This window comes from Jiangella sp. DSM 45060 (assembly GCF_900105175.1).
Taxonomy (GTDB): domain Bacteria; phylum Actinomycetota; class Actinomycetes; order Jiangellales; family Jiangellaceae; genus Jiangella.
This window is the reverse complement of the sequence record NZ_LT629771.1, coordinates 7,326,668-7,351,122: the sequence shown is the minus strand read 5'-3', so window position 1 is coordinate 7,351,122 and position 24,455 is coordinate 7,326,668. Positions and strand designations below refer to the sequence as shown.

Here is a 24,455-nt window from a genome sequence, read left to right as displayed (position 1 = left end):
CCTATCCGGTCACAGCACTAGCGTCGGCCGTGGGCGAGCAGCGTCCGCGCCGCCCACACCGTCTGGTAGCCGCGCCACTCCAGCGCGCCGGCCGCCGATGACGAGTCGAAGTCGACGATCCAGCCGCCGTCGTCCTGCTGCAGCGCCGCCAGCCGGTCGAGGTCGCGCTCGACGGCGGCCGGGTCGAGCAGCGCGCGCAGCGGGCGGCCGGGCTCCGGTGACAAATCGAGCAGGTGCATCGCCTCGCCCTCGATGCCGCCCTCGACCGGGATGCCGCCGTCCGACGGCACCAGCGCGCCCAGCCGCTCCAGTTGGGCAGCCGCCTCGGGCCGGGTGTCGTGGACGGCGTCGAGGAAGATCAGCGAGAACATCAGCTCGTGGGCGCGCGGCCGCTCGGTGGCGGCGATGGTGCGCAGGCAGAAGTCGGTGACGCGCTCCAGCCACGGGTGCGCGGCGACGACGGGGTCCAGCCGCGCGGCGCGGTGGGCCTGGCCGGCGACGGCCGAGCTGATCTGCAGCGACGACGTCGTGGGGTCGGCGCCGATCCACCAGTGCGAGGTGCCGGCCGGGACGGTGACGGGCAGCGCGAACGGCAGGCCGCCGTCGGGCAGCGTCACCGACGTCAGCCAGTCGCACAGCGGACCGGCGAGGCCGGCGTCGCCGGGCCCGGTCTCGGCCAGCACCTCGAATGCGTGCAGCGCGGCGGGCGGCTGGCTCTCCGGCGAGCGCAGGTCGGGCTCGAGGCCCCAGCCGAAGCCGCCGTCGGGGTTGCGGTAGCCGGCCAGCGCGGCCAGTGTCGCCGTCCGGTCGCCGGTCCCGGTCAGCAGCTCGAACCGGAGCCGGTCCAGCTGACGGGCGTGGCCGGCGAGGAACGCGGTAGCGGCGGTGAGATCCATACCGTCATCCTGTCCCCGTCGGGCCCGCCCGGCTTGAAGCTTTCGGACGTCAACCGGCGCCGACGAGCTCGGCCTCTGGGCAAGGCGCGCAGAGCGGGCGGCGGGCCAGCCCGACGAGCAGGACACCGGTCAGGACCGCCGTCGCGACCACCAGCCAGCCCGCCGGCCGCGGGCCGCCGCCGTCGATCACCGCGCCCGTGACCAGCGCGACCGGCAGGAACGCCATCCAGGACAGCGCGCTCACGCCGGACGCGACGCCCGAGCGGACGGTCGAGGGCACCGCGTCGTGCAGCAGTTTCGAGAGGTGGATGCCGGCGAGGATCGTGAGCACCGCCATCAGCACCTGCGCCGGCACGATCCACGCGGCCGTCGCACCGGTGGTCAGGACCAGCCCGGTCGCCGCCAGCAGCACCGTCGCGACCACCGTCACCCGCGGGGAGTCCAGCCGGACCCGCCCGGCCAGCACCCCGGCGAACCCGAACGCCGCGGTCAGCGCCGCCCAGTAGGGCCCGAACGCGACCGCCGGCACGGCCAGCGCGACCAGCCAGAGCGGCCCGAACTCGAACAGCAGCGACGTGGTCCCGGCGGCCAGCACGATCGCCGCGACGATCGGCAGCACCTGGCCGCGGTCGCCGAGGATCCGGGCGGTCTGGGCCAGGTGGGAGCGCAGCGACTCCGGCCGCCCGGTCTCGTGCAGCCGCGGCTCCCTGAACCAGAGCAGCGCCACGGCCGCCAGCAGCATGAACGGCACCGTCAGGTAGTAGGTCGACCGCAGCGAGAGCACGCCGGCCAGCCAGCCACCGGCCAGCGAGCTGGTCACCAGCGCGACGCTCTCGACCAGCCGGACCCGCCCGATCGTGCGCTCGAACAGGTCGCTGCTGCCGGTCTCCTCCAGCACGGTGTCGTAGACGACGGCGTCGAGCGTGCCGGTCGACATCGCGAAGTAGACCCCGAGCGACATCGCGCTGACCAGGTACAGCGGGACGCCCGTGCTCAGGCCGCCGAGCAACGCCGCGCCGGCCAGCCCGGCGGTGCCGACCAGCAGCACGGACCGCCGGCTCCATCGGTCGGCCAGCACGCCGGACGGGATCTCGATCAGCGGCACCATGGCCGCGTAGACGGCGGTCATGATGCCGACCGTCATCGGATCGAAGCCGATCTCGTCGAGGAACAGCTTCTCGATCGGCACCCACAGCAGGATCGCCTGCAGGGCGACGGCCACCTGTAGCGGACGCAGGCGGCGGCGCAACGCGGTTGGTGTCGGCATGCCCGTTCAGTGTCGGCGGGCCGGCCGGGCGTTACACGTCAGGCGGAGGAATCTCGGAACGCCGCCCGCAGGCGGTCGCGGTCGGCGGGCGACAGCGGCTGGCCACCGGACAGCCCCGCCAGCACGTCGGTGGTCTGGCGCACTTGGTCGACGTAGAGGTCGCAGCCGTCGCACAGCGAGATGTGGTCGACCACGCGCCGCTCGGTGACGGGGTCGAGGGCGCCCTCGAGGAACGCGGTGACCAGTTCGACCAGCTCGTTGCAGGCGAGGTGGTCGACGGGGTCGTTCAGCGACTCGGTCACGGCGCCTCCTCTCCGTCGGCGAGGTACCGCTCCAGGCAGGTCCGGACGGCGGCCCGGGCCCGGTGCAGCAGCACCCGCTGGTACGCCGCCGAGATCTCCAGTATCGAACACACCTCGGCGGCGTCGTAACCGTGCACGTCGCGCAGGGTGATGACGACTCGCTGGCGAGCCGGCAGCCCCGCGACGGCGGCGGCCACCTCGGCGCGGACCTCGGCCGCGAGCAACGCCTGCTCGGGCCACGGCAAGGGCGGGTGCTGCCAGTGCCCGGCGTGCGGGTGACCCGGCGGGGCGAACCTGGCGGGGTCGACGGTGGGCTCGCTGCCGTCGCCGAGGCCGGTCGCCGGGACGGCCCGCGCCTCGCGGCCGCCGCGCCGCTGGGCGATGTTCGCGACGATGCGGTACACCCAGGTGCGCAGCGAGGACCGGCCGGCGAACGTGCCCACGCTCTGGACGACGGCCAGCCAGGCCTCTTGTACCACCTCGGCCGCGGATTCCTCCGTCGACACGTAGACCCGGGCCAGCCGCCGCATTCCTGGCGACCACGCGCCGACGACCTGCGCGAACGCCGCTTCGTCGCCGGCCAGGAGGAGGCCGGCGAGCTCGGCGTCGGGCGGCAGCGCGGAGGGCGGCACCGCATCAGCATCGCATCGGCCACCGACATTGTCGGTGGTACGCGGCATGCTGGTCACTTGCCAGGTGGAACGAGGAGGTTCCCCATGGACCACGCCATCCAGGCCGAAGGGCTCGTGAAGCACTTCGGCGAGACCACCGCACTCGACGGCGTCGGCCTCGCCGTGCGGTCCGGCACCGTGCTCGGGCTGCTCGGCCCCAACGGCGCCGGCAAGACCACGGCGGTGCGCATCTTCGCCACGCTGCTCCGGCCCGACGACGGCCACGCCTCGGTCGGCGGCTACGACGTCGTCCGGCAGGCGCACCAGGCCCGTCAGCTCATCGGCCTCACCGGGCAGTACGCGGCGGTCGACGAGATGCTCACCGGCACCGAGAACCTGCTGCTCATCGGCCGGCTGCTGGGCGTTCCGCGGCCGGCGGCGAAGCAGCGCGCACGTGAGCTGCTGGCCGAGTTCGACCTCACCGACGCCGCCGACCGCGCGGCCAAGACCTACTCCGGCGGCATGCGGCGCCGGCTCGACCTCGCCGCCAGCCTCGTCGGCCGGCCGTCCATCCTGTTCCTCGACGAGCCCACCACGGGGCTCGACCCCCGCGCCCGCGCGGAGCTGTGGTCGCTCATCCGCGGCCTGGTCGCCGGGGGCGTCACGGTGCTGCTCACCACGCAGTACCTCGACGAAGCCGACGCCCTGGCCGACGAGATCACCGTCATCGACCACGGCCGCGTCATCGCCGCCGGCACACCCGACGAGCTGAAGGCGAAGACCGGCTCACAGACCCTCGTCGTCCGCCCCGAGGACGACACCCAGCTGCCTGTCGTCACGGCCGTCGTCGCCGAGCTGACCAAGACCACGCCCGAGATCGACGGCCCGCGCGTCACCGCGCCGGTCGGCGACCCCGCCGTGCTGCCGGCCGTCGTCCGGCGGCTCGACGACGCCGGGGTGCTGGTCACGGAGCTGACGCTGCGCGGCGCCAGCCTCAACGAGGTGTTCCTCTCCCTCACCGGGCGGCCGGTCGAGGACGAGCCCGAGTCCGAAGGGAGGCCGGCATGACCACCGTCACCGCGGCCCGGCCCGCACCGGCCGAGCTGAGTCCACGCGTCGGCATCGGCGAAGGTGTCCGGCAGACCATGACGCTGGCCTGGCGCACCATCGTGCAGGTGCGGCACAACCCGTGGGAGCTGGGCGACTTCAGCATCCAGCCCATCATGTTCGTGCTGCTGTTCACCTACGTGTTCGGCGGCGCCATCGCCGGGTCCACCAGCGAGTACCTCACGTTCGCGCTGCCCGGCATCATCGTCATGAACATGCTGTTCATCACCATGTACGTCGGCACCGGCCTGAACATCGACCTCACCAAGGGCGTCTTCGACCGCCTGCGCTCGCTGCCCATCGCCAGGTGGGCGCCCATGGCCGGGCGCATCATCGCCGACCAGGTCAAGCAGGCGTGGTCGATCTTCCTGCTGCTGGCCATCGGCATGATCCTCGGCTTCCGCATCGGCACCGACGTGTGGTCGCTGCTGGCGGCGGTGGGCCTCATGCTGGTGTTCGCGCTGGCGTTCTCGTGGGTGTCGGTGCTGGTCGGCGTGCTGGCGAAAGACCCCGAGAAGGTGCAGCTGTTCGGCTTCACCGCGCTGTTCCCGGTGACGTTCGTCAGCAACGTGTTCGCGCCCACCAGCACCATGCCGGGCTGGCTGCAGCCGATCGTCGAGAACAACCCCGTCACCATCCTGTCCGACGCCTGCCGGGCGCTCATGGTCGGCGACGACACCCTCGGCACCGAGTGGCACGTCGCGTCCGCCACCACGCCCGCGGTGCAGTCGCTGATCTGGGCGGCCGCCATCGCCGCCGTGTTCGCCCCGCTCTCCGTCTGGGCCCTGCGCCGCCGGGTCTGACCCGCTCCGTCACGGCGTCAGCGGCCGTGACAGACGCGTGTCAGGCCGGTGTCAGGCGAGACGCCGACCGTGGAGGCATGACAAAGGCGATTGAGGTTTCGGGCCTGCGCAAGGCCTTCGGGGACACGATCGTGCTCGACGGCATCGACCTCGAGGTCGAGGCCGGCACGGTCTTCTCCCTGCTCGGCCCCAACGGGGCGGGCAAGACGACGACGGTCAACGTCCTCACCACACTGCTGCGTGCCGACGCCGGGACGGTCCGCGTCGCCGGGCACGACGTCGCGGCCGAGCCCCGGCCGGTGCGCCGAGCCATCGGCGTCACCGGGCAGTTCGCCGCGGTCGACGAGCTGCTGACCGGCGAGGAGAACCTCCAGCTGATGGTGGACCTCAGCCCGGTGCGCGCCGAGGACGGCAAGCGGATCGTCGCGGAGCTGCTGGAGCGCTTCGACCTGGTGGAGCCCGCGCAGCGGCCCGCCTCGACCTACTCCGGCGGCATGCGGCGCAAGCTCGACCTGGCGATGACGCTGGTCGGCAGCCCGCGGATCATCTTCCTCGACGAGCCGACGACGGGCCTGGACCCGCGCAGCCGCCGCACGATGTGGTCGATCGTCCGCGACCTGGTGGCCGACGGCGTCACGATCTTCCTCACCACCCAGTACCTCGACGAGGCCGACAAGCTCGCCGACCGGGTCGCGGTGCTCGACCAGGGCCGCATCGTGGCCCAGGGCACCCCCGACGAGCTCAAGCGCCGGCTCCCCGGCACCCACGTCCAGCTCCGCTTCGCCACGGCCGCGGAGCTCGACTCCGCCGCGCGGATCTTCCCCGACGCCGCCCGCGACGACGAGTCGCAGACCCTGCGAGTGCCCAGCGACGGCGGCACGACCTCGCTGCGCGCCCTGCTGGACCGACTCGACGAGTACGCCCTCAGCGCCGAGGGGTTCTCCGTCCAGACCCCCGACCTCGACGACGTCTTCCTCGCCCTGACGGGCCACGCCACGGAGGTGCCCACGACATGACCGCTCACGCGATGGTGATGCTGCGCCGCGACTTCAAGCACCTCACCAGGAACCCCACGTCGGTGTTCAACGCCGTCCTGATGCCGATCGTGCTCATGCTGATGTTCGTGTACATGCTCGGCGACGCGTTCAGCGTCGGCGTCGACTACGTCGACTACGCCACACCAGGGCTTATGCTGATGGCCGTCTGCTACGGGCTGGGCGGCACCGCGACGGCGGTGAACGCCGACATGACGAAGGGCGTCATCAACCGGTTCAAGGTCATGGACGTCTCGCGTGGCGCGGTGCTGACCGGCCATGTCGTCGCCAGCGTGCTGACCAACCTGATCGCGATCGCCGCCCTCGTCGGCGTGGCCTTCCTGCTGGGCTTCGACGCGTCGGCGAGCGCGCTCGACTGGCTCGGCGTCGTCGGCATGATCGTGCTGCTGGCCACCGCGGCCGGCTGGTTCACCGTCGCGCTGGGGCTGGCGGCGAAGTCGCCGGAGACGGCGGGCATGGCGGCGGTGCCGCTGGTCATGCTGCCGTTCTTCAGCAGCGCGATCGTGCCGGCCGACAAGATGGGCCCGGGCCTGCGGGAGTTCGCGGAGTATCAGCCGTTCACGCCGATCATCGAGACGCTGCGCGGGCTGCTGGCCGGCGCGCCGTCGGCCGGCGACGTCATCCCGGCCCTCGCCTGGTGCGTCGGCATCGCCGTGGTCGGCTACGTGTGGGCCCGGTCGACGTTCAGCAAGCGAGCGTGACCTCGGCCAGCTCCCGCCAGTTCGCCCGCATCCCCTCCTGAGCCGCCTCGGCGTACCGCGCGTCGCCGAGGCGGCTCCGCGCTTCGCGCTCGATCCGGACGACATCCGGGTGCGGGCCGTTCGGAAGGCCGCGGGCGACGGCGCTCGCCGCCAGCAGCCGGGCGGCCTGCTCGTACTGCTCGCGGCGCAGAGCCAGGTCCGCGACCCCGATCAGGACCCCGGCGACGACCAGGGCGTGCCCCGCCTCGGCCGCCGACGCACAGGCCGCCGCACGGTGCTCGCACGCGGCGTCGAGATCGTCGGCGAGGTAGCCCAGCAGGTCCTGGATCGGCGCGCGGATGTAGGGCAGCTCTGCCTCGTCGCCCAGCACGGACCGCAGCACCTCGATCTGGCGGCGCACGTCGTCGGAGTCGCCGCGCCAGCGGGCCAGCTCCGCCTTCGACAGGGCCAGCGCGGCCAGCGTGCCCGGCCACGTCACGCCGTCGGCCCGGCGCTGCGCCTCGGCGATGGCGGCCGCGCTGGAATCCTCGTCGCCCAGCTGCCAGTACAGCTCGGCCTGGCGCGCGCGCATGCGGATGACGTCGTCGACGGCACCCACCTCGGCGACGGCCGCGACGGCCTCGTCGTAGTACCCGCACGCCCGGGCCAGCTCGCCGCGGGTGGCGATGAGATCGGCCAGCTCGGTGAGCGCGAAGGAGATCCCGAAGCGCTCGCCGAGGGCGCGGAACTCGGCCAGCGCGGTCTCGAGGTACTTCTCGGCGTCGTGACCGGCCTGGCCGCTCACGACGCGCATCTTGCCCAGTTGCAGCCGGGCCAGCGCGCGGGCCCAGGGATCGTCGTCGTCGAGCACCGGCTCGAACGCGGTCAGCGCCGCCTCCGGCCCCTGCAGCAGTCGTTCCATCGCACCGACGAGGCCCATGGCCGCGTGGCCGCCCCGGACGTCCCGGCTCGCCTCGTAGGCGCGGTGGATCCACCCCGCGGCCTGGTGCTCGTCGCCCGGCCCGGTCGAGACGAACAGCACGATGATGGCGTACACCGTGGCGCGGACCGCGTCAGGCACCTCGCCGGGCAGCTCCGTCGCCGCGGTGATCAGCTCCAGGCCCTCGGTCTTGTGCCCGGCCAGCCACCAGTACCACCCCGCGCCGGCCGCGAGCCGCATGGCCGCCGCCGCGTCGCCGGCCGCGAGCGCGCCGCGCATCGCCGCACCGAGGTTGTCGTGCTCGGCCCCCAGGACGGCGAGCCACTCCACCTGGTCGGCGCGGCGCAGCCACGGCTCGGCTGTCTCGGCCAGCTCGGAGAAGTGGTCGAGGTGCGCCCGGCGGGTGCGGCCGGTCTCGCCGGCCTCCGCGAGCCGCTGCTCGGCGTACTCCTTGATGGTGCCGAGCAGGCGGTACCGCTCGCCCTCCGCGACCACCAGCGACTTCTCCGTCAGCTGGGTGAGCAGGTCGAGGACCTCGCCGGGCGCGACGTCGCCTGTGCTTGTCCCGCCCCCCTGCCCTTCGGGCCCACCCCCCTCTCTGGCGCAGACCCGCTCGGCCGCGTCGAGGCTCGCGCCGCCGGAGAACACCGACAGCCGGCGCAGCACCGCGCGTTCGGGGTCGGTGAGCAGCTCCCAGCTCCAGTCGACCATCGCGCGCAGGGTGCGGTGCCGCGGCAGCGCGGTCCGGCTGCCGCCGGTGAGCAGGCGGAACCGGTCGTCGAGCCGGTGCGCCAGCTGGTCGAGCGACATCGTGCGCAGCCGGGCCGCGGCCAGCTCGATCGCCAGCGGCATGCCGTCGAGCGCTCGGCAGACCCGGGCCAGCGTGGCCAGCGTGGGCGCGTCGGCGGCGAGATCGGGGCGCACCGCGCGGGCCCGTTCCAGCAGCAGCCGGACGGCCGGCGACGCCTCGATGACGTCCGGCTCGGCGCCGTCCGCCGGGAGCAGCAGCGGCGCGACCGGCCACAGCACCTCGCCGGTGATGCCCAGCGGCTCGCGGCTGGTGGCGAGGATCCGCACCCGGCGGCACTCGCCGAGCACGCGGTGCGCGAACGTCGCCGCGGACTCGATGACGTGCTCGCAGTTGTCCAGGACCAGCAGCATCGACCGCTCGCGCAGCGCCGCGACGACGCGGCCGGCCGGCTCGGCGTCCGGTGCGTCGCCGAGCAGCGAGTCGCGCAGCCGGAGCGCGGCCAGCGTCGCCTGAGCGACGTCCCCGTCCGGGCCGATGGCGGCCAGCTCGACCAGCCAGACGCCGTCGGGCAGGTCGTCGAGCAGCGTACGTCCGGTCTCGGTGGCCAGCCGGGTCTTCCCCGACCCGCCCGGCCCGATCAGGGTGGTGAGCCGGTGCTCGGCGACGAGGCCGCGGACGGCCGTGACGTCGGCGTCCTTGCCGATGTAGCTGGTCAACTCGGAGCGCAGGTTGGTCTTCCGGTCGTCGTCGCGCCCGCCCACCTCGCCGCGCAGCACGGCGAGGTGCAGGGCGGACAGCTCCGGCGCGGGGTCGACGCCGAGCGCGTCGGCCAGCGCCTCGCGGGTGCGCTCGAACACCAGCAGCGCCTCGGAGTTGCGCCCGGCCGCGACCAGCGCCCGCATCAGCGCGCCGGCCAGCCGCTCGCGCATCGGATGCGCGGCGACGGCGTCGGTCAGCTCGGCGACCAGGTCGGCGCCGTGGCCGAGGCCGATCTCGGCGTCGAACAGCTCTTCCATGGCCGACAGCCGCAGGCCGTCGAGCCGGGTGGCGGCCGCCTCGAACGCCGCGCTGTCGTGCAGGCCGACGTCCTGCAGGGCGCCGCCGCGCCACAGCCCGAGCGCCTCGCGCAGCAGCCGGACCCGCACGACGTCCTCGGCGGCGCGGGCCCGCCCGACGAGGTGCTCGAACCGCACCGCGTCGACGGCGTCGGGCTCGGCCCGCAGGAGGTACCCGTCCGGATGCCCCTCGATGGCGCCGTCGGGCAGCACCTTGCGCAGCCGCGAGACCAGCCGCTGCAGCGCGTTGGTGGCGTCGGCGGGCGGGTCGGCGGCCCAGATCCAGTCCAGCAGCGTCGCCTTCGGGACGACGTGACCGGTCTCCAGCGCGAGGGCGGCCAGCAGGCCGCGCAACCGGGCGCCCGCGACCTCGGCCACCCGGCCGTCGTCGGTACGGAGCTCGAACGATCCGAGCATGGCGACCTGCACGCGCCGATTTTGCCACGCGCGATCCGCGCGACCACCGGAACGGACGACGTGCGATGGTGGTGGCCAACCCGGACCTACGCAGAGGAGCCGCCGCATGGGCCTGACCGCGACGATCATCGCGGCGTCACTCGCCGTCATCGTCGGGTTGGCGGCTCTCGTGGCGTGGGGTCTGGCGGAAGTTTCCTGGCGCGAGCTGCGCAAAGAGCCGGAGCCGCACGATTCCGCGTCCCACTTCAGGATCCGGGCCGACGTGTGGCGCGGTGCTCCCAGCTCGGTGCAGTGGTGGCTGAGCGGCGCCCGCTACAGCGAGACCCGTACGGTCGACGACGTCCAGGTCGGCGAGGTGCTGGCCGTGCTCGACGGCACCTGGGACAACGACGGCGGGGACATCCAGGCGCAGCTCCGGGTGGCCCTGCCCGACGGGAGGGAGGTCGTGGTCGACACACCGGTGCACCGTGAGCGTACGGTGCAGGCCGGGACGTTCCTGCCGGTACGGCCGCAGGCCGCGCCGGGCGAGGACTGGTCACCCGCCGTCGAGCTCGACGAACCCGGTCTGCGTGCGGTGCTGGCGCGGCACCGCAGCGAGCTCGGCCTGCTCGAGCCCGGGACGGCCCGCGACCTGCTGGACGCCCAGCCGGCGGAAGCCGCGCTGACCTCGATCCGTCCGACCGGCCGGGTCCGGCGTGGGCACGTCGAGGTCGAGGTCGAAACGACCGGCGGCCACGGGACGGCCCGGGGATTCCTGCGGCCGCAGGAGATCGCGACGATGCGTCACACCGGCACCGCGCTCGTGTGCGAGACCCGGGAAGGACAGCGGGTGCTGTGGCCCGCGTGGTACTGACATGAGCCAGGTCCGCGGCCGGCCCGACCAGTTCATGCTGGACGTCCGGGCCCGCGCGGTACGCCGCGTCCGGCTCCAGCGCCGGCTCACCCTGGCGGCCGTCGTCCCGGCCGTCGCCGCGACCGCGTGGGGCATGACTCAGGCGCCGGACCAGCGGCTCTGGATCCTGTTGTCCGGCCTCGCCGTGCTGCTGGGCCTGGGCCTGGCCCGCATCGGCTGGGAGCCCGACCCGCCGCGGCCACGCCCCGACACCGAGCTCGAGGCCGCGGTGGTGGTGGGGATCGAGCCCACGACTTGGGGTAAGGCCGACGGTCGCACGCACTGGGCGCGGGTGATCGGCCGTCCGTTGGGGTCCGGCACCGGCGACCTCGTCCACGGTCCCTACACCTTCGACGCCGAGGTCGGGTGCACGATCCGGCCCGGCATGCTCTTCGGCTTCCGCCGGCATCCGACGATGCGGCACCTGGTGTGGATCGAGCCGCTCCACCGCCCGCGAGCACTCGGCGCCCTGCGCCACGACGCCGCCTCGCCGGACGCGCGGCCCGAGCCGGCCGTCGTCGAGTCGGTCAGCGTCGCCTCCGCTCCCGACGGTGACTGGTGGCCGACAACGATCACCGTCCGCGCCGAGCGGGATGGCCGCCTGCTGCGCGAGACGCTGGCCCGGCTCCCCGAGGAGCTCGCCACGTTCGAGACCAGGCGTGAGGTGTCGATCGTGCGGGCCGGCGCGTCCGGCGAGTGCGCGATCGTGCCCGTCGCCATGGCGCCGCAGGTAGGCGAGGACGCCGGCCAACGGTAGGCCGCGGCGTCCGAGCGAGGAACGAGCATGGCGGGCGGAGGCCGGCGTCCCCACCCGCCCGCGGACCGGCTGACGACCGTGGCGGGTTTCTGCCATGTCGCCCATCGGCCAGCGTCGACCCCTCGGCAGCGGCGACCGCGCGCCCCTAGGCTCCGAGGATCCGCGCCGCCTTTCGGCGCCTCTGCCCGGGAGGTCCCATGCGCCGGTCTCGTCCCCTGCTCGCCGTCTGCGCCGCTGTGCTGCTGGTCGCGGCCGCCGCACCGGGCGCCGCGGACCCGGCCCCGCCGGCGCCGCTCCCCCAGCCGGCGGCCGACGGCGTCACGGTCACGCTCGTGACCGGGCACCGGCTGCGGGTCGACACGTCCTCCGACGGGCGGCACGCGATCACCGCGCTGCCCGCGCCGGGCACCGTGCGCGGCAACCTCAAGGTGGTCGAGCGGGCCGAGGGCCTCTACGCCATCCCGGCCGAGGCCGAGCCGTACCTGGCGGCCGGATCGCTGGACCGCGAGCTGTTCAACGTCACCGGGCTGATCGAGCAGGGCTACACCGGCGACGCGCTGCCGCTGATCGTCACGTACGCCGGTGGCGCCGCCGCGCGGGCCGCCGCCCCGCCCGCGCCCGAGCACGCCGTCGTCACGGCCACCCTCGAGAGCGTGGGCGCGGTCGCGGTGTCCGCGCCGGCCGCCGACCTGCCCGCGTTCTGGACCGACGTCGCTGCGGACCTCCCCAGCGCCGAGGCCACCCGACGGGCGGCGCCGTCGATCGAGAAGATCTGGCTGGACGCGAAGGTGCGGCCGGTCCTGGCCGAGAGCGTGCCGCAGATCGGCGCGCCGGAGGCGTGGGCGGCCGGGTACGACGGCACCGGCGTCACCGTCGCCGTCCTCGACACCGGCTACGACCCCGCCCACCCGGACCTCGCCGGCCAGGTCAGCGGCGCCGCCGACTTCTCCGGCTCGACCGTGCAGGACGGCCACGGGCACGGCACGCACGTCGCGGCCACCGTCGCCGGCACCGGGGCGGGGTCCGGCGGCGCCCGCGCCGGCGTCGCTCCCGGTGCCGACCTGCTCATCGGCAAGGTGCTCGGCGACGACGGCAGCGGCCAGAACTCGTGGCTGATCGAGGGCATGGAGTGGGCCGTCACGCAGGGCGCCGACGTCGTCAGCATGAGCCTGTCCAGCGAGGTCAGCGACGGCACCGACCCGCTCAGCCAGGCGGTGAACGAGCTGACGGCGGCCAGCGGGACGCTGTTCGTGGCGGCGGCCGGCAACGAAGGGCCGGGCGCGACCACCGTCCGGGCGCCGGGCGTGGCCGACGCCGCGCTCAGCGTCGGCGCCGTCGACAAGTCCGACGTGCTGGCCTCGTTCTCCAGCCGCGGCCCGCGGCTCGGCGACCACGCGATCAAGCCGGAGATCACCGCGCCGGGCGTGGGGATCGTCGCGGCCCGGGCGGCCGGGACGTCGCTCGGCGACCCCGTCGACGACCTCTACACCAGCCTCGACGGCACCTCGATGGCGACGCCGCACGTGTCCGGCGCGGCCGCGCTGCTGCTGCAGCGGCACCCGGACTGGGCGGCGGACCAGCTGAAGCGGGCGCTCGTGCAGTCGGCGCGGGAGCTGGACGAGTACACCGTCTACGAGCAGGGCGCCGGGCGCCTCGACGCCGCGCGTGCCGTCACGCAGACGACGTTCGCCGACACCGCGACCCTCGATCTCGGCGTCTACGACTGGCCGCACGACGGCACCGACCCGGTGGTCACGCACGCCGTCACGTACACCAACGACGGCGGCGAGCCCGTGGTGCTGGCGCTCGACGCGACGCTGACCGGCGCGGCCGGCACGCCCGCGCCGTCCGGCATGCTGACGCTGAGCGCACCGTCGGTGACGGTGCCGGCGGGCGACAGCGCCAGCGTCGACGTCACGTTCGACCCGAACCTCGGCGACCCGGACATCTACGGCGGCCGCGTCACCGCCCGCTCGGCCGACGGCGGCGTCGTCGTGCACACCGTCGTCGGCGCCACGAAGGAGCAGCAGACCATCGAGGTGACCATCGAGGGCATCGACCACGAGGGCGCGCCGGCCATCGGGGCCAGCTCGGCCGAGCTGTGGAACCTCGACACCGACTGGTCGGGCACCGGGTTCTTCGGCCGCAAGGGCGGCGGCAGCGGGCCGGCCGTGTTCCGGGTGCCGCCGGGCACGTACAGCCTGTTCGGAGTGTTGTTCACGCCGGACGAGTCCGGCGAGCAGGCACGCGAGGTGGCGATCGTCGGCGACACCGAGCTGGAGCTGACCGAGGACACCCACCTCGTGCTGGACGGGCGCACCGCCACCCGCGTCGCCGTCGACACCCCGCGGCCGACCGAGCACCAGGGCCTCACCCTCGGCTGGTACCGCAGCTCCGAGAACCACATGTTCAACCTCAAGTACATGCTCGACCAGTACATCGACGTCGCGTACGCCGCTCCGACCGAGCCGGTGGAGCGGGGCACGTTCGAGTTCTCCAGCCTGTGGGAGCTGTTCGCGCCCGAACTGACGCTGCGGGCGGACGGCCGCGAGCTGGCGCACGAGTACGCCGTCGGCTCGCCCCGGGTCGACGGCCGGCACGGCCACCCGGTCGTCGACGCCGGAACCGGCACGCCCGCAGAGCTGGCCGGCCGCGACCTCACCGGCGCGGCGGCGCTGGTCCGCCGCTCCGACGACGTCTCCATCGACGACCAGGTCGCGGCTGTGACGGCGGCCGGTGCCGCGGCGATGATCCAGTACCACGACCGGCCGGGGTGGCTGCTGCAGTGGGTCGCCGAGGGCACGACGATCCCGGTGGTGACGGTTTCGCAGGCCGACGGCGCGGCGCTGCTCGACCGCCTGCCCACCGTCCAGTTCGACGGCGTCGCCGTCAGCCCGTACCTGTACGACCTCATGCAGTCGTGGCCGGGCGCGATTCCGTCCGGTCTCGTCGAGAAGGTGCGTCCGCGCGATCTCGCGTCGCTGGAGTCGACCTATGTGGCGACCGGGCCGGAGCACCGGGGCAACGAGGCGCGGCACGCGTTCCGGCCGTACGACAACTTCTCCATCCGCAGCCCGCGCGAGGTGCTGCTGCCGTCGCAGCGCGACGAGTGGGTCACGCCCGGCGACACCCGCTGGCAGCAGTTCGTGTGGGCGCAGCGGTTGCTGGTCGCGGGCATGATCGAGGGCGAGCGCACGTACTCGGCCGGCGAGTCCGACCCGCGGTCGTGGTTCGGCCCGGTGGTCCGGCCCGGCGTGCCGCTCGACACCGACCACTACGGCCAGTACGGCATGCCCGGGTTCCGCACGGACGACGAGTTCACGATCCTGATCCGCTCGTTCCTCGACGGCAGCGACCACAACGGCGACGAGTCGTCGTACGACACCGCGGCCGCGCGGCTCTACCGCGACGGCGCGCTCGTCGCCTCACGTGACGGGGTGTACGGCACCTGGCCCGCCTCGCCGTCGCCTTCCACGTACCGGCTCGAGCTCGACGTCGACCGCACCGCTCCCTGGTGGCACCGCTCGACGTCGACCCGGACGGCCTGGACGTTCGCGTCGTCGCGGCCCGCGGCGGGTGAGCGGGAGCCGCTGCCCCTCCTCCAGGTCGACTACGACGTGGACGTCGACCAGTGGGGCACGGTCGGTTCGCGGGCTCGCACCCGCGTCTCGCTGACGGTGCACCAGCAGGCCGACGCCACCCCGGTCACCGGCGGCGGCCTGCGCCTCTCCGCCTCCTACGACGACGGCGCCACCTGGCACCCCGCCCGCGTCACCCGCCGCGGCGCGGTCTACTCGGCCCTGCTCGACCCGGTACCCGGCGCCGACGCCGTCGCCCTGCGGGTCGAGGCGTGGGACGGCGACGGGAACCGGATCGAGCAGACGGTGCTGCGCGCCTACGGCCTGCGCTGAGTCCGCGCTGTCGGCGGCTGAGCGGCCCCACCCCAGCCGTCGGCGGCCTGGCTCGGCTGTCGGCGGCTGGCCGCTGGCCGTGGTCGGCGGCCGTTGTCAGTGGCCGTGGTCGGCGGCCGTTGTCAGTGGCCGCGCGTAGAGTCGGTGGCCCACCCGGCCGGGCGGGGTCTGCACCCGGCGCAGCTCGGCCCGGCTGCACCGCAGCGGCCGTCCCCACTCGCAGCTACCGCCCATCAGCGCACCTCGCAGCCCACCGCCCGTTCCCGCCGACGCTGTCAGTGGCCGCGCGTAGAGTCGGTGGCCCACCCGGCCGGGCGGGGTGTGAGCCCGGCTAGTCAGCGCCGCCGCGAGAGCCAGCCGGCCCAGCCGATCCAGCAGAGCCAACCGGACCCGCAGAGCCAGCCGGTCCAGCCGGACCCGCAGAACCAGCCGGTCCAACAGCGCCGACCGGGCCAGCAGCGCCAGCCGCATGAGCCGGGCCGTAGCCGTCCAGCCAGCCGTGCTGGGCGGCGTGCCAGCCGAGCTGGAGGCGGGTCGACACCTGGGCGCGGTCGAGCAGGGCGCTGATCCGCCGGTGCACCGTCCGGATGCTCAGCCCCAGCTGGCCCGCGATCGCTTTGTCCGTCAGCCCGGCCAGCAGCAGCGACACCAGTTGCGCGTCGGCAGGGGCGAGTCGCGGCGGGCGGCCGGACGCGCGGGCCGTCAGCGCGGACAGGTCGAACGCGCGGTCCCACAGCGACTCGAACAGCGCGATCAGCGCCGCCAGCAGCCCGCTGCGGTGCACGACCATGAACGTCGGCTCGGTCTCGGGGTCGTCCGGGGTCAGCGGCACGAACGCCTCCGACCCGTCGATCAGCGCGAACTTCACCGGCAGCTCGTCGACGACGCGGGCCTGCTCGCCGGCGGCGACGTAGCGGGCGACGGCCGCGGAGCCGCCGTCGGTCTCGAGGACCGACCGTTCGTAGACGGCGCGGGCGGTGACGCCGCGGGCGAGGAGGTCCAGCTCGGTGTCGTTGGCCTCGTGCGGGATCGCGAACGGCGGCTTGACCAGCACCAGCACCTCCCGCTCGGCCCGCCGCTGCAGCTGCTGGAACCGCTGCGCGACAGCGGGCCGCCCGACGACGACCTCGACGAGTTCGGCGGCCTCGCGGGGACGGCGGCTGGCACGGTAGCGGCGCAGCAACTCGTCGACCGCCCGGCGAGTCTCCTGCAGCTCCGCCTGCCGTTGCAGGATCAGCGGCTCGATCGCGATGTCCGGCGGCGTCGCCAGGAACCGCGGCGTGCGGTCGGCGGTGCGGCTCATCAGCCCCTTCGCCTCGAGCGACGCGAGCACCGCCGTGGTCTCGTCGAACGACAGCCCGAGCCGGGTCGCGATGGCGGCCGCGGTGTCGGCGGGCGAGTCGACGAGGGCGCCGTACACCTGCTCCTCGACGGCGGTGACGCCCGCGGCTTCCAGCATCCGGCCACGGTAGCCGCTGCGATCAGGCCGGGAACAGCTCCGGGAGCAGCCGGTTCGCGTCGGCACGGGCCGGCCCGACGGCGTCGTCCGGCGCCGACGACGCGGGCCAGCGCAGCGTCGTGCCGATGTCGGCCCAGCCGCCGACGGTGGCGAGGAACTTGTCGAGCGCCGGATTGGACAGCCCGGCGGCCTGCAGCGGCGCGATGTGGCGGCGGAAGAACTCGGCGATGCGCGCCTCGACGTCCAGCGCGCCCCGCGGGTCCGTCGTCATCATGCGGTACCAGGCGACGGCGCCGCGCGGCGACATCGCGGCGACGTTGGAGTAGCTGCCGTGCGCGCCGTGGGCGAGGCCCGTCGCCAGCAGGTGGCCGGGCACGAAGACGGAGAGATCGGCTGCCAGGGGCGTCATGGCGGCGTACCAGCCGTCGTCGCCGCCGGCCATCTTGACACCGATGAGCGACGGCGTCGCGGCGGCCGCGCGGGCCAGCAGCTCCGGCCCGACCGGCGTCTTCGCGTGCGGCGGGTTGTAGAGCACCAGCGGCACGGGCCCCGCCGCCTCGGCCGCGCCGGCCAGGAAGCGCACCACCTCGTCGTCGTTCAGCGGCACCCAGTCGGGCAGGATCACCTGGACGGCGCCCGGCTCCAGCGCGGCCGCCCGGCGCACCCGGTCCAGCATGACGGGCGTCGCCGGGTGCGAGCCGCCCAGCTGGAACGGCAGCCCGGCCGCTTCGCACCGCGTCGCCACCACCTCGTTGACGTGGTCGAACTCGGCCTCGTCGATGGCGTGGAACTCGCCCGCCGTGCCGTGCGCGTAGACGCCGTCGACGCCGCTGGCGACCAGCGTGTCGACCTGCGCGGCCAGCCGGGCCCAGTCGACGGCGCCGCGGCCGCCGAGCGGCAGCAGCACCGTCCCCCACACACCCCTGACATCGACCGCCCGCAGCGCCTTCATGACGACGACCCTAGACGGCCATGATGGGCGCATGCGCATCGTCGTCGTCGGCGGGACCGGTCATGTCGGCACATACCTGATCCCGCGGCTGGTCGCCGCCGGGCACCAGGTCGTCAACCTCAGCCGCGGCACGCGGCAGCCGTACGCCGAGCATCCGGCGTGGGCGCAGGTCGAGCAGCTGACGGTCGACCGCGAGGCCGAGGACCGCGCCGGGACGTTCGCCGGCCGGGTCGCGGACCTCGCGCCGGAGGTCGTCGTCGACATGGTGTGCTTCACCGAGGAGTCGGCCCGCCAGCTGGTCGACGGGCTGCGCGGGCGGGTGGCGCACCTCGTGCACTGCGGGTCGATCTGGATGCACGGGCCGAGCCGGTCGATCCCGCTGCACGAGGACAGCGAGACCGTCCCGTTCGGGGAGTACGGCGTGCAGAAGGCGGCCATCGCGCGGCTGCTGCTGGACGAGACCGCACGCGGCGGGCTGGTGACGACGTCGCTGCACCCGGGCCACATCAGCGGGCCGGGCTGGCACCCGATCAACCCGCTGGGCAACCTCGACCCGGCGGTGTGGACGGCGCTCGCGTCCGGCGCGCCGCTGGCCGTCCCCGGCATCGGGGCCGAGCTGCTGCACCACGTCCACGCCGACGACGTCGCGCAGGGCTTCCAGCTGGCGATCGAGCGACGCGACGCCGCGGCCGGCCAGGCGTTCCACGTCACGGCGCCGTCGGCGCTGACCGTCCGCGGGTTCGCCGGCTACGCGGCGTCGTGGTTCGGCCGCGAGCCGGCGCTGGAGTTCGTCGGCTGGGACGAGTTCCGCGCCGGCACGACGCCCGAGTACGCGGAGCAGAGCTGGGACCACCTGTCGCGCAGCCAGTTCGCGTCCATCGACAAGGCCCGCCGCACACTCGGCTACGCCCCGCGGTACGCGCCGGAGGAGGCGGTCCGCGAGGCGGTCGAGTGGCTGGCGGGCCATGGCGAGCTCGACGTCGAGCTCAGCGCCGGATGAGGTAGGTCGCGAACAGCACCACCGACGCCGTCGAGCTGACCAGCCTTACGTGGTTCCAGGCGGTCCAGCGGGACAGGTAGCGCTCCCAGACGTCGGCCGCGGCGGCGCTGCCCGGGTCGACGGCGGCGAGCTGGTCGTTGAGCGGGACGTTGAACGCCATCGTCACGACGAAGGTCCCGACGAGGATGACGAGCGCGGCGGCCAGCAGCAGCCCGGACGCCGGCCGGTCCAGCCGGAGGAACGTCGCGACCGTCAGGCCGAGCGAGACCAGCGCGGTCCCGCCGAAGGCCAGCCCGAACAGCGGGTTGAGGATGACGACGTTGATCTCCCGCATCGCGGCGATCGCTTCGGGAACGGGGCGGTTCGCCAGCGCCGGCATCAGCGCGACGGAGCAGAAGAACCACATCCCGGCCATGAGGGCACTGCCGGTGATCGCGATGACGGTGGCGGTGGTCTCGATGCGGTCCGACATGGCCGGGTCTCCTTTGCTTCTCGGTGGGGTGTGGTCAGGCGGTCCACGCGCCGCGGGCGGCGGCGTCGCGGGCGTAGTCGGTGAAGTCCTTCGGCGTGCGGCCCAGGGCCCGCTGGACCCCGTCGCTCAGGTGCGCGTTGCGGCCGTCGAGGACCTCGCCGAACAGGTAGCCGACCAGCCAGGCGACCTCGGGCGGCAGGTCCGCGTCCGCCAGTGCCGCGAGGTAGTCCTCGTGCGCCAGCGGGATGAAGGCGATCTCGCGCCCGCTGGCCTTCGCGATCTCGGCGACCGCTTCGGCGAACGTCAGCATCCGCGGCCCGGTCAGCTCGTACACCTCGCCGGCGTGGCCGTCCTCCGTCAGCGCCGCCACGGCGACGTCGGCGATGTCGTCGGCGTCGACGAACGGCTCCGGCACGTCGCCGGCCGGCAGCGCGACCTCGCCGGCGAGGATCGGGTCGAGCAGGTAGCCCTCGTCGAAGTTCTGGTTGAACCAGGAGCAGCGGACGATCGTCCACTCCAGCCCGGACGCCTGCACGACCTTCTCGGTGGCCTCGGCCTCCTCCTCGCCACGCCCGGACAGCAGCACCAGCCGCTGGACGCCGGCCTCGCGGGCGACCTCGGCCAGCTCCCCGACCAGGCCGGCGGAGCCGGGGATGGCGATGTCGGGGTAATACGCGATGTAGACCCGGCCGACACCGGCCAGCGCGGCCGGCCAGGTCGAGCGGTCGGTCCAGTCGAACGGGATCTGCGCCGACCGCGACCCGACGCGGAAGTCCGCGCCGCGAGCCGTCAGGCGCTCGACGACCCGGCGGCCGGTCTTGCCGGTGCCGCCGAGGACGAGGGTGGTGGCGTTCATGATGTGCTCCCTGAGTCGGTGTGTGCTTGCTTGTCGTCCAGTCAAGCAGCGCTAACCCGGTGGATCTATGACTGCACAGCCGCCGTTCATGCTCGTTCGTCCAGTCGCCCTGGATGTCTGAGCATGAGGTGGATACTCGGGTCATGACGACGACGCCGGACCTCTGGGCGCCCACCGACCCGATCGGCGAGGCGCTGCACCAGATGCGCATGAACGGCGCGTTCTACTGCCGTTCCGAACTGAGCGCCCCCTGGGGCATGACGATGCCGGCGATGCCGGGCCACATCTGGTTCCACATCGTGACGTCGGGACCGGCCTGGCTGCAGACCGAGGACGGGCCGCCGCGGGCACTGCTCCCGGGCGAGCTGGCGCTGGTCCCGCACGGGCGCGGGCACCTGATCCTCGGCGCGCCCGGCGCGCCCGCGCCGAACGTCATGGACCTCGAACGCGTCACCGCCACCGAGCGGTACGAGCTCATCCGCCACGGCGGTGGCGGCGACCCGACCACGCTGATCTGCGGCGCCGTCCGGTTCGACCACCCGGCCGCGCGCAAGCTCGTCGAGGCGCTGCCCGAGACCATCCACGTCGACGTCGGCGGGTCACCGCAGCAGGAGTGGATGCACAGCACGCTGCGGCTGATGTCGGCCGAGGCGCAGCACCTGCGGCCCGGCGGCGAGGAGGTCATCACCCGGCTCGGCGACATCCTGGTGATCCAGGCCATCCGGGCGTGGCTCGAGACCGACCCCGCCGCCCGCACCGGCTGGCTCGGCGCGCTGCACGACGAGCAGATCGGCCGGGCCATCTCACTCATCCACAAGCAGCCCGACCGCGACTGGTCGGTGGCCGGCCTCGCGGCCGAGCTGGCGATGTCGCGCTCGGCGTTCGCCGACCGGTTCACCAAGGTGGTCGGCGAGCCGGTCATGCAGTACCTGACGACGTGGCGGATGAACCTCGCGCTCGACGCGCTGCGCTCCGAGCAGGCCACGGCGGCGCAGCTGGCGCGGCGGCTCGGCTACCGCTCCGAGGCCGCCTTCGCCCGCGCCTTCAAGCGCGTCGTCGGCCTCCCGCCCGGCGCCGCCAAGCGCGGCGGCCTACCAGCTGGTCAGGTCCCGAGCACCCGGTAGCGCAGCACCGTCCCGGTGGCCTCGACGAGTTCGAGGTCGACGCGGCCGCGGCCCGGCCCGCCGTAGAGCCGGACGCCGTCGCCCAGGAGCAGCGGCGCGATGTGCACCAGCAGTTCGTCGACCAGCCCGGCCTCGACGCACTGGAGCACGACGTCGGCGCCGAGCACCAGCAGGTCGCCGTCGCCGGCCGCGGCCCGCGCCGTCGCCACGGCGGCACCGATGTCGCCGGACAGGAACGTCGGCGACCCGGCCGGCAGCGGCTCGGCCGGCGGGTGCGTCGTCAGCACGAACTCGGGGCCGGACCACGCGCCCTCGAACGCCTCGCCGCTGCCCTTGCCGACGTCGCGTTGCCCGACGTCGTAGGTGTGCCGGCCGCTGAGGATGGCGCCGACCCGCGGCGCGACGTCGGACGAGGCCTCCGGCGGCGCCGGCTGCTCGAACACCCAGTCCATGCCGTGCTCCGGCCCGGCGATGAAACCGTCGACCGACATCGTCACGTGCCACAACACCCTGCTCATGACCCGAACCTATCGGGCGCGTCGTGGGCGGCCGGCCGCGCCCACGACGCGCCCCAGGCTCAGCCGGCGTCCTGCTGGCGGTACGAGTACAGGTCGCCGCCGTCGAGGTGGAAGCGCAGCGACACCGTGCGGCCCTCGAGATCGGGCCACACCCCGACCCGCCAGCGGGCCAGGTGATCGACGCGGTCGCCGATGATCGGGCGGGCCTGGTCGGCGCCGAACCCGGGGATCGGCACACCGTTCTCGTCCAGGACCTCCACCCGCAGCGAGCCGCGCTTGTCCAGCGCGGCGTTGAGCCGCAGTTCGTCGCCGGTCACCACGAACGGCGTCGTGGTGACCGTGCCGGGCCGGTCGCCGCCGTTGACCAGCGAGGCGAACCCGTCGCGGCGCCACCGTGCCAGCCCGACGGCGGCCTGCCGGTCGGTGGTGCCGTGCCAGCCGTTCCACGCGCCGTAGTAGAGCAGCAGCTCGTCGCCGGACTCGATCAGCCCGCTGGACGTGAACACCATGCCGTAGTCCCACGATCCGGGCACCCCGCGCGGGATCACCGGGCGGCGGTCGTCGCGCTGCCAGGCGCGCAGGTCGTCGCTGAAGGCCAGCTGGACGTCGATCGGCCCGTCGCCGGCGGTGCCCGCCTCGCCCGCCCCGGCGTAGGAGTACATCCACGGGAAGCCCACGTAACGGCCCTCGTACGGCACCACCGGCATGCCGTAGACCTGCGCGTTCTCCAGCCCGTTGCCGACGGCCTGCTGCTGGTCGCGCTCGTCGGCCTCGAAGATCAGCTCCGGCTCGGTCCAGGTCTCGAAGTCGCTGCTGGTCGACAGGAACACCGCCCGCCGGCCGTCGGTGTGCGGCTGCTTCCACGTCACCGTGTACAGGCCGGTGTTCGGGTCGTGGAACATGTTCGCGACGTCCGCGCCGTCGTCGACCGGGTTGCAGTCGCACGGCGTCCACCGCAGCCCGTCGGGCGAGAAGTAGACGGTGTAGCCGCGATCGGGGCCGTACTCGAACGCGAGCATCTTGTAGCGGCGGTCCGGGTCGGGGTCGGCCGCGTCCTTGATCACCGTCGGGCTGTGCATGGTGCCGACGATGTTGTTGTCCGTCGAGCCGTCGTACTCGACCAGCCCGAGCGACGGCTTCGTCCAGGTGCGGCCGTCGGGCGACGTCGCGTAGAGGGTGAAGTAGTCGCCGATCTCGCGGTTGTACGCGTGATACCAGAGCTTGTGGACGCCGTCGTCGACGATGGCGGTGCCGTACACGTAGACGTTGTCCGACTCCCACGGCTCGGTCGGAGTGATGAGCGGCTGCTCCGTCGTCTCGGCCTCGTGCACCACCCGGCCCACCTGATCCATCGACGCGACGCGGTCGAGGTCGTGGAAGAGCTGCACCTGCGTGCCGATGTCGGGGTCGGGCGGCGCGTAGCCGGTATCGAGCGCGGCGTCGTCGGCGAGGCTCACGCCAGTCGTCGTGGACGATCCGTACAGCAGCACGGTGGCGGCGACCGTGCCGTTCGGCGCCGTGGCCGACACCGTCGTCTGGGTCCAGTCGGCGGCGGGGGCGGGCATGACGTGGCGCTCGGTGATGCGGGTTCCGGCCGCGTTCCAGAACTCGAGGTAGAACCAGGCGGCGGTGCCGCTCACGCTGCGGTACCAGACCGACCCGGTGACGGTTGCGCCCGGCCGGGTCGTCACCGGCGTGCTGCGCAGCGCGATCGCCTGGCCACTGGGGTTGGTGATCTCGACGGCCCGCTCGCCGGTCCGGGCGGTGTCGACGACGGCGAGCGTCTGGGCGCGGGTCTCGTCGAGGATCCACTGGGCCGGGCGGTCGCCGTCCAGCTCCTCGAACGACGGGTTGGGCAGCGCCGCGACGGGTTCCGGCGCGACGTTCTCTGCGGCGGCCTGTTGCACCGCGGCGGGGATGAGGAACGGCAGGATCAGGGCGACGGCGGCGACCACGGGCCGTCGGCGGAGAGCTCGGAGCGACATCGAACCTCCTCGGTCGGGGTGCCCGCCATGCAACAGAGAACGACGTTTCATGTCAATGCGTCCGTCATCCTCTGAAACCGCTCATGCTGGGCGGCATCGCCTGGAAGACCTTTCCAGGATCAGCGCCCTGCGACCGCCGCGCCGCTCCGGTGGCAGTCTGTGGGCATGGCCTACGACGAAGGGCTGGCCGCCCGCATCCGCGACCTCGTCGCCGAGCGCCTCGACGTCACCGAGAAGCGCATGTTCGGCGGCCTCGCGTTCCTGGTCAACGGCAACCTGGCCTGCGGCGTCCACCACGACGACCTCATGGTCCGGCTGCCCGCCGACGAACACGAGGCGGCGCTCGGCGAGCCCGGCGCGAAGCCGTTCGACCTGACCGGGCGGCCGATGAGGGGCTGGCTGGTGGTCGACGCCGCCGCCCTGGCCGAGGACGACGACCTGCGCCGCTGGGTCGGCCGCGGCGCCGCCCTCGCCGGCTCGCTCCCGCCGAAGCCGCCGAAGCCGTCGCGGTAGCGAGGTAGGTATGGCCCGCCCCTCAAGGGAGGGTGCCCACCCTACGGGCGGGCACCGACAGACTCGCTCGGCGCGGGCGGACGGCCGAGGCGGCCGAAGCCGCCCGGCGGCTACCCGGGCGGATGGCCGAGG

At 73.9% G+C, this 24,455-nt stretch carries 21 protein-coding genes; 10 read left to right on the top strand and 11 right to left on the bottom strand.

The features are described 5' to 3' along the window. Window positions 1–17 precede the first annotated feature (17 nt). From BLU82_RS33225 to BLU82_RS33210, 4 genes are read right to left on the bottom strand one after another with little or no spacing between them, the layout of a single operon-like run. Window positions 18–896, bottom strand: coding sequence for a hypothetical protein (locus BLU82_RS33225; RefSeq protein ID WP_092625062.1), 879 nt, complete (start codon window positions 894–896; stop codon window positions 18–20). 49 nt (window positions 897–945) lie between these two features. Beyond that, window positions 946–2,163: an MFS transporter gene (locus BLU82_RS33220; protein ID WP_092625061.1), complete on the bottom strand. Its 1,218-nt coding sequence runs from the start codon at window positions 2,161–2,163 to the stop codon at window positions 946–948. 38 nt (window positions 2,164–2,201) lie between these two features. Beyond that, window positions 2,202–2,465: an anti-sigma factor gene (locus BLU82_RS33215; RefSeq protein ID WP_231947650.1), complete on the bottom strand. Its 264-nt coding sequence runs from the start codon at window positions 2,463–2,465 to the stop codon at window positions 2,202–2,204. Continuing rightward, on the bottom strand, window positions 2,462–3,097 hold the full coding sequence (locus tag BLU82_RS33210; RefSeq protein ID WP_231947649.1) for an RNA polymerase sigma factor: 636 nt from the start codon (window positions 3,095–3,097) through the stop codon (window positions 2,462–2,464). Before BLU82_RS33210 ends, BLU82_RS33215 begins: the two co-directional genes overlap by 4 nt. Window positions 3,098–3,181: 84 nt before the next feature. Here BLU82_RS33210 and BLU82_RS33205 point away from each other — a divergent pair, with 84 nt between their 5' ends. From BLU82_RS33205 to BLU82_RS33190, 4 genes are all read left to right on the top strand, one after another. Continuing rightward, window positions 3,182–4,144, top strand: coding sequence for an ATP-binding cassette domain-containing protein (locus BLU82_RS33205; protein ID WP_092625060.1), 963 nt, complete (start codon window positions 3,182–3,184; stop codon window positions 4,142–4,144). 77 nt (window positions 4,145–4,221) lie between these two features. Next, window positions 4,222–4,986, top strand: a complete 765-nt coding sequence (locus tag BLU82_RS33200) for an ABC transporter permease (protein WP_370246345.1) — start codon at window positions 4,222–4,224, stop codon at window positions 4,984–4,986. A gap of 77 nt (window positions 4,987–5,063) precedes the next feature. Further along, entirely contained in the window at window positions 5,064–6,002 is a 939-nt protein-coding gene (locus BLU82_RS33195) for an ATP-binding cassette domain-containing protein (protein WP_092625058.1), read from the top strand. Then, complete coding sequence (locus BLU82_RS33190; RefSeq protein ID WP_092625057.1) at window positions 5,999–6,742, top strand: ABC transporter permease; 744 nt, start codon at window positions 5,999–6,001, stop codon at window positions 6,740–6,742. Before BLU82_RS33195 ends, BLU82_RS33190 begins: the two co-directional genes overlap by 4 nt. Here BLU82_RS33190 and BLU82_RS33185 read toward each other — a convergent pair. Next, window positions 6,726–9,896 carry a BTAD domain-containing putative transcriptional regulator gene (locus BLU82_RS33185; RefSeq protein WP_092625056.1) on the bottom strand — a complete coding sequence of 1,057 codons (3,171 nt, stop codon included), beginning with the start codon at window positions 9,894–9,896 and terminating at the stop codon, window positions 6,726–6,728. The two genes, BLU82_RS33190 and BLU82_RS33185, sit on opposite strands and share 17 nt — an antisense overlap. Window positions 9,897–9,990: 94 nt before the next feature. Here BLU82_RS33185 and BLU82_RS33180 point away from each other — a divergent pair, with 94 nt between their 5' ends. The 3 genes from BLU82_RS33180 to BLU82_RS33170 all read left to right on the top strand — a co-directional run bounded on the left by BLU82_RS33180 (window position 9,991) and on the right by BLU82_RS33170 (window position 15,444). Beyond that, entirely contained in the window at window positions 9,991–10,737 is a 747-nt protein-coding gene (locus BLU82_RS33180; RefSeq protein ID WP_092625055.1) for a hypothetical protein, read from the top strand. Between the two features lies 1 nt (window position 10,738). Continuing rightward, complete coding sequence (locus BLU82_RS33175; protein WP_092625054.1) at window positions 10,739–11,533, top strand: hypothetical protein; 795 nt, start codon at window positions 10,739–10,741, stop codon at window positions 11,531–11,533. Window positions 11,534–11,730: 197 nt separating this feature from the next. Beyond that, a complete protein-coding gene (locus BLU82_RS33170; protein WP_157741416.1) occupies window positions 11,731–15,444 on the top strand; it encodes a S8 family serine peptidase in 3,714 nt (1,237 codons plus the stop codon). A 331-nt stretch (window positions 15,445–15,775) separates the two neighbouring features. Here the strand turns inward: BLU82_RS33170 and BLU82_RS33165 are convergent, their stop codons facing one another. Continuing rightward, complete coding sequence (locus tag BLU82_RS33165) at window positions 15,776–16,903, bottom strand: helix-turn-helix domain-containing protein (protein WP_092625052.1); 1,128 nt, start codon at window positions 16,901–16,903, stop codon at window positions 15,776–15,778. Window positions 16,904–16,925: 22 nt separating this feature from the next. Further along, the gene (locus tag BLU82_RS33160; protein ID WP_092625051.1) at window positions 16,926–17,855 is read right to left on the bottom strand and encodes a dihydrodipicolinate synthase family protein; all 930 of its coding nucleotides are present in this window, start codon (window positions 17,853–17,855) and stop codon (window positions 16,926–16,928) included. A 31-nt stretch (window positions 17,856–17,886) separates the two neighbouring features. Between BLU82_RS33160 and BLU82_RS33155 the strand changes: the two genes are divergently transcribed. Next, window positions 17,887–18,855, top strand: coding sequence for an NAD(P)-dependent oxidoreductase (locus BLU82_RS33155; protein WP_092625050.1), 969 nt, complete (start codon window positions 17,887–17,889; stop codon window positions 18,853–18,855). On the opposite strand, the gene BLU82_RS33150 is transcribed toward BLU82_RS33155, so the two are convergent. Both BLU82_RS33150 and BLU82_RS33145 read right to left on the bottom strand, forming a co-directional pair. Next, window positions 18,842–19,327 carry a DUF1772 domain-containing protein gene (locus BLU82_RS33150; protein WP_092625049.1) on the bottom strand — a complete coding sequence of 162 codons (486 nt, stop codon included), beginning with the start codon at window positions 19,325–19,327 and terminating at the stop codon, window positions 18,842–18,844. The two genes, BLU82_RS33155 and BLU82_RS33150, sit on opposite strands and share 14 nt — an antisense overlap. A 34-nt stretch (window positions 19,328–19,361) precedes the next feature. Next, complete coding sequence (locus BLU82_RS33145) at window positions 19,362–20,183, bottom strand: NAD(P)H-binding protein (RefSeq protein ID WP_092625048.1); 822 nt, start codon at window positions 20,181–20,183, stop codon at window positions 19,362–19,364. Between the two features lie 143 nt (window positions 20,184–20,326). On the opposite strand from BLU82_RS33145, the gene BLU82_RS33140 reads away from it, so the two are divergent. Then, on the top strand, window positions 20,327–21,307 hold the full coding sequence (locus tag BLU82_RS33140; protein WP_092625047.1) for an AraC family transcriptional regulator: 981 nt from the start codon (window positions 20,327–20,329) through the stop codon (window positions 21,305–21,307). Here BLU82_RS33140 and BLU82_RS33135 read toward each other — a convergent pair. Next, entirely contained in the window at window positions 21,286–21,825 is a 540-nt protein-coding gene (locus tag BLU82_RS33135; protein ID WP_092625046.1) for a dihydrofolate reductase family protein, read from the bottom strand. The genes BLU82_RS33140 and BLU82_RS33135 overlap by 22 nt on opposite strands. Before the next feature lie 59 nt (window positions 21,826–21,884). Next, on the bottom strand, window positions 21,885–23,810 hold the full coding sequence (locus BLU82_RS33130) for a hypothetical protein (RefSeq protein ID WP_157741415.1): 1,926 nt from the start codon (window positions 23,808–23,810) through the stop codon (window positions 21,885–21,887). 165 nt (window positions 23,811–23,975) lie between these two features. Here BLU82_RS33130 and BLU82_RS33125 point away from each other — a divergent pair, with 165 nt between their 5' ends. After that, complete coding sequence (locus BLU82_RS33125; protein WP_092626713.1) at window positions 23,976–24,323, top strand: TfoX/Sxy family protein; 348 nt, start codon at window positions 23,976–23,978, stop codon at window positions 24,321–24,323. Window positions 24,324–24,455 lie beyond the last annotated feature (132 nt).